The sequence below is a fragment of the Sphingomonas sp. SphC10 genome (genome assembly GCF_057004845.1).
This window is the reverse complement of sequence record NZ_CM168044.1, coordinates 3,204,583-3,217,721: the sequence shown is the minus strand read 5'-3', so window position 1 is coordinate 3,217,721 and position 13,139 is coordinate 3,204,583. Positions and strand designations below refer to the sequence as shown.

Genomic DNA, 13,139 nt, shown 5'->3' with positions numbered 1-13,139 from the left:
ATGTGGCGCGCATCAGCGACCTGGAACAGCAGACTTTTTGCCGTCATTCCCAAGACCAACCGACAATCAGATACCCTTCTCTTTCCCCTCGCCCCTCATAGAGGGGAGAGGGTTGCGCAGACTTGGTCTTTGCGAAAGCAAAGGCTTAGTCGGAGCTGGGTGAGGGGTGTGCGCTCGCGAAAGCGGGCGCGCGAGCCAAAGGCTCGCTCAACCCCTCACCCAAGCTACGCTAGCCAGCACGCTGGCAAGCTGCGCTAACCCTCTCCGCTATCCAGGGGAGAGGGGAAAAGACGGAATGAATGTTGATTGCCCCTCCGGCCGGAAACGGGACCTCGTTCTGCGATATGCCCTTGCGATCGCCTATCGCCGGGGCGTCGGGCTTTGCAGCGCGCTGAACGACGCATCCCGGCGCGCCGCCAACGGGTTCGGGATCGCTTATGAGCGGATGTGGCGGGGCTATGGCATCGTCAAGCCCGCCCCCACCCCTATTGGCCGAACACACCCTTGCGATAGAGCAGCGTGATGGCCACGCGGCGGTTGCGCGGGTCGGACGGATTGCCCGCGATCATCGGTTCGCGGTCGGCCACGCCCTCGATCCGCTCGAACCGCGATTCGGGCAGGCCCCCGGCGGCCAGGCGACGGCGGGTCGACTCGGCGCGGCTGGACGAGAGCAGCCAGTTGTTCATCGCGCGCGGATCGCCGTAAGGTACGCTGTCGGTGTGGCCGCGGATCATGATCGTGTTGGGCACGTCGGCGACCGTCTTGGCGATGGTGCCGATCAGGTCGGACGCCGCCGGGGTCAGGTTCGTCGTGCCGGTCGCGAACATCGAATAATCGGCATTGTCGACCAGATCGATGCGCAGGCCGTCGTCGGTCGGGATGAAGCGCACCTGCTGCGCCAGCTTCTTGAGCTGGGGCGTGACCTCCATCTTCTTCAGGAGTTCACGCTTGATCGCGTCGAAGGTCTTCTGATCCTGCGCCTTGGCGTTGGGATTGCGCAGCGAACCCTTGTCGCCGGTCCCGGCCTTGTCGCCGCCGCCCTCCGACGCCTTGGGCACGATCAGCTGGATACGCCCGCTGATCCCGCTCTGCTGCCGTCCCGCGCCCGGCCCACCGTTGAGCACCCCGCCGCCGATGCCCGTCGACTTGGTGTCGATCAGCGTCGGCGCAAAATAGTCGGCGATGCCCTTGCGCTGCTTCTCGGTGGTCGCACCCAGCAGCCAGAGCAGCAGGAAGAACGCCATCATCGCCGTCACGAAGTCGGCATAGGCCACCTTCCACGCGCCGCCATGATGCCCGCCATGACCATCGGCGATGATCTTCTTGACGATGACGATCTTGGGCGGCTCGTTCTTGCCATGCGGTGCGCGGGCCATGGCTTACTTGCCCCGCAGGCCGTCGAACACCTCGGCGAAGCCGGGCTGGTCCTTGTGCTTGATGCCCGAGCGTGCCGCCTCGATGACCAGCGGCTGGGGATGGCCGTGGAGCGAGGCGATGATGATCTGCTTGACCACGTGATAGATGGCGGCGTCGGCGTCGATCACCTGCTTCAAGCGTCCCGCGAACGGGTTGACGATGCCATAGGCCAGCAGCACGCCCATGAAGGTGCCGACCAGCGCCGAGCCGATCATGCCGCCCAGCACGCTCGGCGGCTTGTCGATCGAGCCCATGGTCTTCACGATGCCGAGCACGGCCGCGACGATGCCGAGCGCGGGCAGCGAGTCGGCCAGGCTCTGAAGCGTGCCCTGCGGCCCCTCGACCTCGTGGTGATGGGTCTTGATCGCGTTGTCCATGACCTCTTCGACCGCATGCACGTCGAGCGTGCCCGACGACACGACGACCAGGCGAAGCGTGTCGGCGATCAGGTTCACAAGGGTGTGGTCGGCGACCAGCCGGGGATATTCGGCGAAGACCGAGGAGGACTTGGGGTCCTCGACATGCGGTTCCAGCGCGATCGGGCCCTCGGTGCGCAGCATCTTCATCAACTTCGAGACGAGGAAGATGACGTCGAGATAGTCCTGCTTCTTGTATTTCGGGCCCTTGAAGATCTTGCCCATCGCCCCGCCCAGCGCCTTCAGCTCGGCACCGCTGTTGCCGATGACGAGCGCACCGACGGCCGCGCCGCCGATGATGAGCATTTCGTGCGGGATCGCCTCGAACACGGGGCCGAGCTTGCCGCCGGTGATGGCGAAACCGCCAAACACCATGCCGAGCAGGATGACTAGGCCGATGGCAGGAAACATGGTGAACCGATTCTCCCGAAGACCGGCCGCAGTGCCCGTCAGATCACCGGCCTAGCCTGGTAAGGTCAAAATACAGTTACCGGGCCGATGCCCGGCCGCGATCATTTCAGATAGTCGAACAGCGACAGGCTGCTCAGCTTGGTGAAGCTGGCCTGGGTCGCCTGAAGCACGGTCATCGTCTGTTGCAGCTTCGTAATGGTCTCGACCGGATCGACATCCTCGATGCTGGAACGCAGCTGCGCCCGGTCGGTGCTGGCGGCCTGTTGCAGCCCCTGCTGCAGCTCGACCCGCGCCTCGCGCGCGCCGACCGAGGCCTGCACGGTGGCGACATTGTCGTTGGCCGCCTTCAGCTTGTCCATCGCGTCCTTGACCGTCGCGCTGGCATCGCCGCCCGACTTCAACGCGGTGACGAGGGTGTTGAGGACGTTCAGCGTATCGTCGTTCGCACCCGCCTGGAACACGCGGTCGGCGCCGACCGACACGTCGACGCTCTGGCCGTCGGCGATCGGGATATCGGACACATTGGCCTGCGAATAGGTGTAGCGGCCATTGACCATCGTCACCGCATCGGTGCCCGCCGCCGCACCGAACAGCGGCAGGCCGCGCGCGTCCTTGGCATTGGCAAGGCCGAGCAGCGCGTCGCGGATCGAGGCGATCTGGTCGCCCACGCTCGACCGATTGGCGGCGTTCAGGGTGCCGTTCGCCGCCTGGGTCGTCAGCTCCAGCGCCTTCTGCACCTGTTTGCCGATCTGGCCCAGCGTCGTGTCCGCCTGTTGCAGCAACGAGCCCGCCAGCGTCAGATTGGTCTTGTAGACCGCATCGTCGGCATCGCGGCGGTCAAATTCGGCGACCTGGGCGGCGGCGGCGGCGTCGTCCGACGGGTTGGTCAACTTCTTGCCGGTCGAAATCTGGACCTGCAACGCATTCGCCTTGCCGGTCAGTTCGGTCATCCGCCGCGAGGCGGTGTCGTAGAAGAAGCTGGTGGAAATCTGCATGACCGTTACCGCAGCTCGAGAATGGATTGGAAGGTTTCGCGCGCCGCCTGGATCACCCGGCTGGTTGCGGAATAGGCCTGCTGAAAGCGCATCAGCGTCACCGCTTCCGAATCGAGCGTGACGCCCGAGGCCGCCGACAGCGAGGCCTTGGCCCCGTCGCGGATCGCGGACTGCGCATCGGCGACGGTCTGGCGCTGCTTCAGCGTGGTCGCGTTGTCGGTGACGATCTGGGTCAGCTTGTTCTCGAAGCCCGCCGATCCGCGCAGGGTTTCCAGCGCGGCCAGATTGTCGGCATTGCGCGAGCCCTGATTGCCCTTTGCCGCCGCGATCTTCGATCCATCGGTCATCAACAGGCTCATCTGCGCGGTGCCTGCCGTCAGGCCGAACATCGCCGTGCCGGTTGCGCCGTTCAGGTCCTGGCCGCCGGCCTGAAGGCCGTTGACCGTCTCGACGAAGCTCTTGGCAAGCTGGTTAAAGGCGCCGCGTGCCACGTTGATCCGCTCGGCCCCGTCCAGCATCCCGGCTATCGCGCCGCCGGTCGGCACGAAGTCGCTGATCTGCCCGTTCAAGGCGACCTGGAAGGATACGCTGCCATCGGCGCCGCGCTGATAGGTGACGGCCCCGGTGGAGTCGGTCGCCGCCAGGATCGGCCCGGCCCGATCGCCGAGTCGCACCGTCGCGCGGCCGAGTTCGTCGGTCGTGCTGGTGATGTCGGACAATGCGCTCATCTGGGTCAGGATCTGGTCGCGCTGGTCAGCCAGCTGTGCCGCCGCCGCCGTGCCCGGCTGCGTCCGGCCCAGCCCGTCATTGACGCGGACCAGCGAGGTGGCGAGCGAGGACAGGTCACGGGCCGCCTGCCGTGCCTGACCGTCGAAATCGGCGTTGATCTGGTCGAAGGCCGAGTCGGTCGCGGTAAACGCCGTCGCGGTCGAACGCGCGGTTTCCAGCATCGTGGCGCGCAGCGCAGCCGAGGTCGGCTCGGCCGACAGGGTGCGCGCGGCGGTGAAGAAGGCGGTCAGGCGCGTCTGGACCTGATCGCCGGTCAACGCGCCCTCGATCCGGTTCAGCCAGGTCACGCCCGTCGTGGTGCGGGACAGGTCGGCGGTGGCCGAGCGAACCGCAGCGCTGGCATAGACGTCGGTGGCGCGCGCAATGCCCAGCACCACGACGCCCGAGCCCGCGGAGACCTTGTTCGCCGCCAGACCAGCGGCGGGCGAAATCTCCTGCATCGTGACCGACCGGCGCGAATAGCCGTCCGTTCCGACATTGGCGATATTCTCACCAACGGCGGTCAGCGCGGTCTGATATGCGCGGACGCCCGAAGCGCCGATAGAGAGCAGGTCGCTCATGGTTACTGCGGTACGTTATGTCTGGTTAACGACAGGTTGAGATTTCGCCAGAAAGGCGGTGACGGCCTTGCCGATGCCAAGCGGGGCCTGGGCGGCCATCGTCTGGGCAACCTGTTGATCCTGCATGTCCCGGAACGTGTCCAGCGCCTTGGAGTCGAACATGGTTTCACTCAGCTTAGTCTGGCGCATCGCCTTCAGCATCATGCCGGTGAAGATCGCCTCGAACTGGGTGCCCGCCTTGTCCAGATTGGCGCCGTTCGACAGGCGGCGGGTGTCGGTGGACACCGTACCCGCGATCGCGGAGGCCGCGGTCGCGGGCGAAGTGGGTGAAATGCTCTGGGTCACAGGACGATCAACTCCGCCTTGAGTGCGCCGGCTTCCTTCAGCGCTTCGAGAATGGCGACCAGGTCGGACGGGGCCGCGCCGATCGCGTTCACCGCCTTGACGACATCGGCCAGCTTGGGACCGGGGGCCAGGACGAACATAGGGCGACGCTCTTCCTCGACCGAGACGCCGGACTTCTGCGTCACCGCCGTCTGTCCGCCGCTGAGCGGGCCGGGCTGGCTGACGCGCTGATTCTCGTCGATCTTCACGGTCAGCTTGCCGTGCGTGACCGCCGCCGGACCGACCCGGACCGCCGAGTTGATGACGACGGTGCCGGTGCGGGCATTGACGATGACCTTGGCGGGCGGCTCGGCCGAGGTGACGTTCAGATTCTCGATCTCGGACATCAGCGTGGCGCGGACATCGGCGCCCATCGGCGCGCGGACCGCGACCGACACGGCGTCCATCGCCTGCGCAGTACCCATGCCCAGACGCGAATTGATCGCCTGCGCGACATTCTGCGCTGTGGTGAAGTCGGCGCGCGCCAGGTTGAAGGTCAGGCTGGGCGCGGTGTCGAAGCCGGTGGCGACCGCCCGCTCGACCGTCGCCCCTTCGGGGATGCGACCGACCGAGGGAATGTTGACCACGATCTTCGACCCGTCCGCGCCTTCGGCACCCAGACCGCCGACTGCAAGGTTCCCTTGCGCCATCGCATAGATCTGGCCGTCCGCACCCTGAAGCGGCGTGAGGATCAGGCTGCCGCCGCGAAGCGACTTGGCCTTGCCCATCGAGGCGACGGTGATGTCCAGCTTCTGGCCCGGCTTGGCGAAGGGCGGCAGTTCGGCCGTCACCATCACCACCGCGGCATTCTTCATGCCCGGATTGGCGGTCGGCGGCAGTTGCAGCCCGAAGCGCGAGACCACCGCCTTCAGCGACTGGACGGTATATTCCAGATTGTCGTCGCCCGTGCCCGGCAGACCGACGACGATGCCGTAGCCGGTCAGCTGGTTGGTACGGATGCCCTGGAACCCGCCCAGATCCTTGATCCGATCGGCCGAGGCCGGACCTGCGATCGCGAAGGTGGCGAAGAGCGCGAGAAAGAAGCGGAGGATCATATGCTATGGCCTCAGAACGGGCTGACGGCTTGGAAGAAGCGGCTCAGCCAGCCCTGGCGGCTGGCGCGGGCGACGTCGCCCTTGCCGGTATAGGCGATCTGCGCATCGGCGACGCGGGTCGACTCGACGCGATTGTCGATGCCGACATCGGCCATGCGGACCAGCCCCTTGATCTGGATGAACTCGTCCCCGCGGTTCAGCGTCACGCGCTTCTGCCCCTGGACCAGCATCGTGCCGTTGGGAAACACCTGCGCCACGGTCACGGTGATCTCACCCGACAGCGAGTTGGACTGGTCGGCCGCGCCCGATCCGTTGAAGTTGCGGCTGCCGCTCATGCCGATATCGGTCGACTTGAGCAGCTTGCCCAGCGGGCCGGTGGTCGGCGGGGCCAGGCCCAGATCGCCCTTGGAGCCGAGCTTGGAATTGGCCGACTTGGTCGCCGCCGTCCGCTCGACCAGCACGATGGTCAGGGGATCGCCGACCTTGCGCGCGCGCCACCCTTCGTACAGCGCGGCATAGCCGTCCGACACCTGGAAGATACCGCCATTGGGCTGGGCGGGCTGCGCGACCGGCTGCATCGGCATCGGGGCCGGGCGCACCGTCGAGAAATCCTCGGCGGGCTTCTTGCGACCGAACAGGCTGGCATGGGCGGGCGCGGGGATCAGCGCGACGGCGACCATGGTGCCCGCCGCCGCCGACAGCGCCAGCTCGGTCCAATAGTCGAAGCGCAGGGTGGGGAAGCGCAGGGTCATGGTCACAGATTCTGGTTCGCGTACTGAAGCATCTCGTCGGTCGACTTGATCATCTTCGAGTTGACCTCATAGGCGCGCTGGGTCTCGATCATGTCGACCAGCTCCTCGACGACGTTGACGTTCGAGCCTTCGAGCATGCCCTGACGGATCTGGCCGCGCCCTTCGAGCCCGGCGACGCCCATGTTCGCCGCGCCCGAGGCGGGGGTTTCGGTCAGGTAATTGTCGCCCTTGGACTGAAGCCCGGCCGAGTTGGGGAAGCTGGCGATCTGGATCTGGCCGATCTCGGCCGCCGCGGTCTGGCCCGGCAGGGTTGCCGAGACGGTGCCGTCGGTGCCGATCGTGATCTGGGTCGTGCCCTCGGGGACGGTGATGCCCGGCATTACCTGATAACCCTCGGCGGTGACCAGCTGCCCCTCGGCCGAGCGCGAGAAATTGCCCGCGCGGGTATAGCCGAGCGTGCCGCCCGGCATCTGCACCTGGAAGAAGCCGTCACCGTCCAGCGCCAGGTCGAGGCTGTTGTTGGTGGTCTGCATCGACCCCTGGGTGTTGATGCGCGCGGTCCCCTGGATCCGCACGCCGGTGCCCAGGTTCAGGCCGGTCGCATATTTGCTCTCGGTCGAGCTGGCCGCGCCGGGCGCGGTGATCGTCTGATAGGCCAGCGTCTCGAACGCGGCGCGATCGCGCTTGAACCCGGTCGTGTTGACGTTGGCCAGGTTGTTCGAAATGACCCGCATACGCATATCCTGGGCATCGAGCCCGGTGCGTGCGACGTGCAAAGCGGCGGAAGACATGTCTCTTTAATCCTCAGCTCGGCAGACGCATCAGCGATGCGCTGTTTTCATCCAACGACTTGGCCTCTTTCATGAGGTTGGCCTGCACCTCGTAGCTGCGCTGGTTCTCGATCATGTCGACCAGCGTCTGGGTCATGTTGACGTTCGACCCTTCCAGCGCGCCCGACTGGACCGTGGCGTCCATGTCCTGCGGCATCGCCCCGCCGCCCTTGACGCGCAGCAGATTGTCGAGACCCTTCACCGTCTGCGTGCCGCGCGTGTCGGCCAGCTTGATGCGGTCGATCACCTGGGGCTGGGTATCCGGCCCCGCGCCCAGCGGCACGATCGACAGCGTACCGTCGGGGGCGACGGCCATCGAATTATACGGCGGCACCGTGATCGGGCCGTTCTGGCCGATCACCGGATAACCGTCGCCGGTCTGCAGCACGCCCGAGGCCGTGACCTCCAGGTCGCCGCGACGGGTATAGGCTTCGGTCCCGTCCGGGGCCTGCACCGCCAGCCACGCGCTGGACGTCGCGATCGCCACGTCCAGCGCGTTGCCGGTATGCTGGATCGTGCCCGGCTGACGGTCGGCGTCGGTCACTTCCTCGGCGGTGGGCATCCGCGCCTCGAACGCCGCGCCGCCGCCCTTCAGGTCGATGCGGTCGAACACGACGCGGTCGGCGCGGAACCCGATCGTCGAGGCATTGGCCATGTTGTTGGCGATCGCGGTCTGCGCCGCCATATGCGCCCGCATGCCCGTCGATGCCGTATAGACCAGCTTGTCCATCGCGGTTCCCCGTTAGCCCCCGGCGTTCGCTTAGCTGCGGATGTTGAAGATGGTCTGCGAGATCTGGCTCGACGTATCGAGCGCCTTCGCATTCGCCTGGAAATCGCGCTGCGCGGCGATCAGGTTGACCAGCTCCTCGGTGATGTCGACGTTCGACCCCTCGATGGTGCTCGACCGGATCGCGCCGTACGCGCCCTGGTTGGCGGTGCCGAACTTGGCCGCGCCGGACTTGCCGGTCGCCTCCCAATAGCTGTTCCCCTCCTGGCGCAGGCCCGGCATGTTGACGAAGGTCGCCACCGCGACCTTGCCCAGCGCTGCGGTCTCGCCGTTCGAGAAGGAGGCGGTGACCAGGCCGTCGTCGCCGACCGACACACCCGACAACAGGCCCACCGCCTTGCCGTCCTGGGTACGCGAGGCGACCGAGAAGATCGAACCCGACTGCGACGAGCCGGTATAGTCGATCGACAGCGGCTGCGAGATGATCGAGGTGCGCGGGGTGAAATTGTCGAACTTGGTCGCCCCGGTCGGCGCCTTCAGGCTGCCGCCCGAATCGAACGTCATCTTGATCGGGTCCTTCGACCCGCCATTGGTCGTCATCTGCTGATCGCCGACGAAGCTGTAGACCAGCCAGTTGCTGCTGCCGTCCGCAGGCTGGATCGCATTGCCATTGGCATCGACCGGCAGCGGCGCGCGGACATAGTAATTGGTCAGCGTCATGGCATTGCCGGTCGTATCGTAGATCTTGGTCTGGGTCGTGTTGTTGTACGTGCCCATATTGGTGCGATCGAACGCGGCGGTCGGTGCGACGGCGGTGCTCGACAGGTTGATGGCCATCGACACCTTCTTGGTGGCGACCGGCGTGCCGCTGGTCGCCGGCAGCTGGAGGCTGGTCAGGCCGTCGCTGCCGAACGAGGTGACGTTGCCGTCCTTGTCGACCGGGAACACCTGGACGCGGTTGCCCTGCGTGTCGGTGACGTAATTGTTCGTGTCGACCTGGAACGATCCGTTGCGCGTATATTGGAGCGTACCCGTGGTGCCGCCGGCCTGCACCGTGAAGAAGCCGTCACCCGAGATGGCAAGGTCCAGCGCGTTCGACGTGCTGGTGTAGTTGCCTTCCTTGAACTCCTGACGGTTGGCCTTGACCACCGTGCCCGAGCCGACCTGCTTGAACGGGTCGGTCGAGAAATTGGCCGCCATCACGTCGGCGAATTCGGCGCGGCTCTTCTTGAAGCCGTTGGTGCCGACGTTCGCGAGGTTGTGCGAGATGACCGACATGTCGGTCTGCGAGGCCTGAAGGCCGCTGAGCGAGGTGTAGAAGGACATGGGCTATCTTCCTGGTGCGTTAAGGGGGATCAGCCGACGGCGCGGACGGCGGAAAGCTGGACCTGGCCCAGACCGGCGACGGTCAGGACCGGCGAGCCGTTGGAGGGCAGCGAGACGGACTGGACGGGCGCCCAGACCAGCGAGCGGCTGGTAACGGCGGCGCTGCCGTTGTTGGCGGACACCGAAATGGTGAAGGGGCCCGATCCGGCGGTCTTGCCGTCGTCGGTCTTGCCGTCCCAGTCATAGCTGGCCGTGCCCGCCTTCTGCGCGCCCAGCGACAGCGACTTGACGACCCCGCCACTGGCATCGGCGATGGTCACCGTCACGTTCGACGCCGCGGCGTCCAGTTCGACCTGGCCCGCCAGCCCGCCGCTGGTGCGGCCATAGGCGGTCGTGCCCTGGGTCAGCACGGTCTTGCCGACATAGTTTATCGCGGCTGCGGGCGTGGTCCCGGTCAGCTTGTTCGCGAGCGATGTCAGCGTGGTGTTCATCTCGGAGATGCCGGCCACGCTGGAGAATTGCGCCATCTGGGCGACCATCTGGGTATTGTCCATCGGCGCGAACGGATCCTGATTCTTGAGCTGCGCGGTCAGCAGCTTCAGGAAATCGGTCTGGCCGAGCGTCGTCTTCTTGGCCGAGGCCGCGGCCGTGGCGCCGCTGGTCGCGCTTCCGGCGCGCGCAATGCCCAGGCTGTCGAGCGTCGAGTCCATCACATCGGATGCCATGATCAGCGTCCCAGCTTGAGGGTATCGAGGATCAGCGACTTGGCCGTCTGCATCACTTCGACATTGTTCTGATAGGTGCGCGAGGTCTCCATCATGTCGACCAGCTCGCGGGTTTCATCGACCGCCGCCTCGAAGACGTTGCCGTCCTTGTCGGCCAGCGGGTTGTTGGGGTCGTGGCGCTTGGTGGGGTCTTCGCCCGCCGTCACGATCTTCTCGACATCGACGGTGGACAGGCCGGTCGCGGCGTCGAAGCTGGTGCGGAACACCGGCTTCATCGTCTTGTACGCGGTGTCGACCGACCCGGCGATGCCACCGGCATTGGCCAGGTTCGACGCGGTGGTGTTCATCCGCACCAGCTGCGCCGACATGGCGCGACCGGCGACCTGGAAGATGGAAAGCGGTCCGTTCGGCATCGCTTATTCGCCCTTCAGCGCACGGGTGATGGTGGAGATGCGACCGTTCAGGAACGACAGCGTCGTCTGATACTGGACCGCATTCTCGGCGAAGGCGGTCTGTTCCTGGTTGAGTTCGACGGTGTTGCCGTCGAGCGAGGTCTGGATCGGCACGCGGTACTTCATCGCATCCGCGATGCCCCGCCCCTGATCCCGACCGCCCTCGACCGAGGCGAGCGCCGCCTTGAAATCGATGTCGCGTGCCTTGAAGCCCGGGGTCGAGGCGTTGGCGATGTTCGACGCCAGCACACCCATGCGCTGCGCCCGCACCTCCAGTGCGGCACCGTGCACTCCGAAAAGCGTTTCTGCGGCCATCGTTCAACCTCCTTTCCCACGCGGGACTTCGCGATGGCCAAGCCCTCGCAATGACCGTGCCAACTGCTTGATCAGAAGGGCGGCAGGGCGGCGGCAGGCCCGGCCCGGCAAGCGGTTGCCGGTTTTTGCCGGTCGGCGGCAACCAGGCGGCAGCACTCCCGGCAGCCGTCTTGCGCGCCCTTCCCGTGTGCGAATTGGCCCGGTCTTTGCGTGGGTGCGCGCATGACTGCATTTCCTCCGCTTCATCAGTTCTTCGACGCCGCGGCGCTGGCCATCGTGCTGGGCGGAACGCTGATCGCGACGCTGCTGCGCACGCCCTGGCGCGATGCCGGGCGGGCGATGCGCGCACTCGCGGTGCTGCCGAGGCGTCCCTTTTCCGCCGATCCGCTGGTCGAGCAGATCGCGCACCTGTCGCGCATGGCGAAGCGCCAGGGTGTCCTGGCGCTCGACCGCTCGGTCATCACCGATCCCGACATGGCCGAGGCGGTCGCCGCGATCGTCGATGGCGAAGGGGCCGAGGCCGTGGCCGCCCGCCTGAACCTCGCGCGTGCCGCGCGGGTCGAACGGCATGTGGCGACCGCCGATGTCTGGACAGGCGCCGCCGAGATCGCGCCTGCCATGGGCATGGTCGGCACGCTGATCGGCCTGGCGGCCATGTTCGCGACGATGAACGATCCGCAGCGGATCGGCGGCGCCATGGCGATCGCGCTGCTCGCCACGCTCTATGGCGCGCTGTTCGCCAATCTGGTCGCGCAGCCGATCGCGATGCGTCTGCGTCGCGCGGCGCGGATCGAGGCGTTCGAGCGGACCCGGATCGTCACGCCGCTCGCCGCCCTGGCCGCGCGCGAGGCCCCGCGCCCGTCACGCGGTGGCACGGACTCCAAGTCGGGTCCGAAGTCCGGCCCCAATCTGGTCAGTGTCGCATGACCGAGCCGTTTTTTCCCGAAACGCCGCCCGCGCGGCCGATCTGGCTGATCACGCTGGCCGACCTTGCGCTGTTGCTGGTCGGCTTCCTCGTTCTGGTCCAGGCTACGGGTGCGGAGCGACGCCCTGCCCTGCTCAACGGCCTGCGCGCGCAGTTCGGCAGCAGCGACCATGTCGACCAGGCGCTGCGGGCGCCCCCTGCCCCGCCGCCCGCCATGCCGGTCGCCACCGCCGCGCTGAACTTCGCCGCCGGGTCCGCCGTGCCGGTCGAGCCCGACGCACTGTTCGTCCCCTGGGCGCGCGAGGCTCTGGCCGATCCGCGCGTCCGCCTGTCCATCGTCGGTTCGACCGACGGCAGCGCCGCCGATGTCGATCCCGTCACTCGCAGCGCGGTCGTGCTGGCCGCCGATCGCGCCCGCACCGCGGCCGCGCTGATCGGACCCGCCGCCGCCGACCGCCTGATCCTGTCCACCGCCGGAAAGCCGGGCCCTCGCGTCGCGATGGTCACCCTGGTCTTTGCCGGTGAACCTTCACGGAGACCCTCACGATGATCCTGTCCCTGCTTCTGGCCGGTGCCGCCGGTTTCCAGGATATCGCCGCGCTCGACGCCGCCGTCACCGCCTTTACCGGCCGGCCGGTCGGGGTGGAGGGCGGCCCCCGCTCGACGATCGACAACCGGCTGAAGCTGGCCCAGTGCCCGACGGTCGCGTTGTCCTGGCGCACGGAAGCGCATGACGCGGTGGTCGTCACCTGCTCCAGCCCGCAATGGCGCATCTTCGTACCGGTGCTCTCCTCCCCCAGGCCCGCGCCCGAGGCGCGCGTGATCCCGGCGGTGGCGGTAAAGGCGGAACCCGTCATCAAGCGTGGCGACCCGGTCGTGATCGAAGCCGGATCGGACGGCTTTTCCATTACGCGGGAAGGGGTTGCCATGGCCGACGCGGCACCCGGCGGACATTTCCCGGTCCGCATCGAATCCGCCCGCCAGCCGATCCAGGCGGTGGCGCTGGCCAGCGGTCGCGCCACCCTGCCCGGCTGGTCTGAATGAGGGGCGCGGGCGCGGCG

Annotated in this window: 16 protein-coding genes; 3 read left to right on the top strand and 13 right to left on the bottom strand. The window is 66.9% G+C overall.

Annotated features, from left to right (window positions below; all coding sequences use genetic code 11):
• Window positions 1–485: 485 nt before the first annotated feature.
• The 13 genes from ACWKSV_RS14760 to flgB form a co-directional block, all read right to left on the bottom strand.
• A complete protein-coding gene (locus ACWKSV_RS14760) occupies window positions 486–1,376 on the bottom strand; it encodes a flagellar motor protein MotB (RefSeq protein ID WP_076714630.1) in 891 nt (296 codons plus the stop codon).
• Window positions 1,377–1,379: 3 nt separating this feature from the next.
• Window positions 1,380–2,243, bottom strand: coding sequence for a flagellar motor stator protein MotA (motA, locus tag ACWKSV_RS14755; RefSeq protein ID WP_042487297.1), 864 nt, complete (start codon window positions 2,241–2,243; stop codon window positions 1,380–1,382).
• Window positions 2,244–2,344: 101 nt separating this feature from the next.
• On the bottom strand, window positions 2,345–3,238 hold the full coding sequence (locus ACWKSV_RS14750; RefSeq protein WP_056432218.1) for a flagellin N-terminal helical domain-containing protein: 894 nt from the start codon (window positions 3,236–3,238) through the stop codon (window positions 2,345–2,347).
• A gap of 5 nt (window positions 3,239–3,243) precedes the next feature.
• Window positions 3,244–4,587 (bottom strand): flagellar hook-associated protein FlgK, encoded by a 1,344-nt coding sequence (gene flgK, locus ACWKSV_RS14745; protein ID WP_076714628.1) that lies wholly within the window; start codon window positions 4,585–4,587, stop codon window positions 3,244–3,246.
• 15 nt (window positions 4,588–4,602) lie between these two features.
• On the bottom strand, window positions 4,603–4,872 hold the full coding sequence (locus tag ACWKSV_RS14740) for a rod-binding protein (RefSeq protein WP_338468992.1): 270 nt from the start codon (window positions 4,870–4,872) through the stop codon (window positions 4,603–4,605).
• A gap of 56 nt (window positions 4,873–4,928) precedes the next feature.
• Entirely contained in the window at window positions 4,929–6,026 is a 1,098-nt protein-coding gene (locus ACWKSV_RS14735) for a flagellar basal body P-ring protein FlgI (protein ID WP_056432224.1), read from the bottom strand.
• Window positions 6,027–6,037: 11 nt separating this feature from the next.
• The gene (locus ACWKSV_RS14730; protein ID WP_056432502.1) at window positions 6,038–6,706 is read right to left on the bottom strand and encodes a flagellar basal body L-ring protein FlgH; all 669 of its coding nucleotides are present in this window, start codon (window positions 6,704–6,706) and stop codon (window positions 6,038–6,040) included.
• A gap of 74 nt (window positions 6,707–6,780) precedes the next feature.
• Complete coding sequence (gene flgG, locus ACWKSV_RS14725; RefSeq protein ID WP_056432226.1) at window positions 6,781–7,569, bottom strand: flagellar basal-body rod protein FlgG; 789 nt, start codon at window positions 7,567–7,569, stop codon at window positions 6,781–6,783.
• Window positions 7,570–7,582: 13 nt separating this feature from the next.
• A complete protein-coding gene (locus ACWKSV_RS14720; RefSeq protein ID WP_056432229.1) occupies window positions 7,583–8,338 on the bottom strand; it encodes a flagellar basal body rod protein FlgF in 756 nt (251 codons plus the stop codon).
• 30 nt (window positions 8,339–8,368) lie between these two features.
• Window positions 8,369–9,661 (bottom strand): flagellar hook protein FlgE, encoded by a 1,293-nt coding sequence (locus ACWKSV_RS14715; RefSeq protein WP_056432232.1) that lies wholly within the window; start codon window positions 9,659–9,661, stop codon window positions 8,369–8,371.
• A gap of 29 nt (window positions 9,662–9,690) precedes the next feature.
• Window positions 9,691–10,386: a flagellar hook assembly protein FlgD gene (locus ACWKSV_RS14710; RefSeq protein ID WP_076714626.1), complete on the bottom strand. Its 696-nt coding sequence runs from the start codon at window positions 10,384–10,386 to the stop codon at window positions 9,691–9,693.
• 2 nt (window positions 10,387–10,388) lie between these two features.
• Window positions 10,389–10,799: a flagellar basal body rod protein FlgC gene (gene flgC / locus ACWKSV_RS14705; protein ID WP_056432238.1), complete on the bottom strand. Its 411-nt coding sequence runs from the start codon at window positions 10,797–10,799 to the stop codon at window positions 10,389–10,391.
• Between the two features lie 3 nt (window positions 10,800–10,802).
• The gene (gene flgB, locus ACWKSV_RS14700) at window positions 10,803–11,153 is read right to left on the bottom strand and encodes a flagellar basal body rod protein FlgB (RefSeq protein WP_056432241.1); all 351 of its coding nucleotides are present in this window, start codon (window positions 11,151–11,153) and stop codon (window positions 10,803–10,805) included.
• A gap of 222 nt (window positions 11,154–11,375) precedes the next feature.
• On the opposite strand from flgB, the gene ACWKSV_RS14695 reads away from it, so the two are divergent.
• From ACWKSV_RS14695 to ACWKSV_RS14685, 3 genes are read left to right on the top strand one after another with little or no spacing between them, the layout of a single operon-like run.
• Entirely contained in the window at window positions 11,376–12,080 is a 705-nt protein-coding gene (locus tag ACWKSV_RS14695) for a motility protein A (RefSeq protein WP_076714624.1), read from the top strand.
• The gene (locus tag ACWKSV_RS14690; protein WP_237243505.1) at window positions 12,077–12,628 is read left to right on the top strand and encodes a hypothetical protein; all 552 of its coding nucleotides are present in this window, start codon (window positions 12,077–12,079) and stop codon (window positions 12,626–12,628) included. Before ACWKSV_RS14695 ends, ACWKSV_RS14690 begins: the two co-directional genes overlap by 4 nt.
• Window positions 12,625–13,122 (top strand): flagella basal body P-ring formation protein FlgA, encoded by a 498-nt coding sequence (locus ACWKSV_RS14685; protein WP_076714622.1) that lies wholly within the window; start codon window positions 12,625–12,627, stop codon window positions 13,120–13,122. The genes ACWKSV_RS14690 and ACWKSV_RS14685 overlap by 4 nt, the downstream gene beginning before the upstream one ends.
• Window positions 13,123–13,139 lie beyond the last annotated feature (17 nt).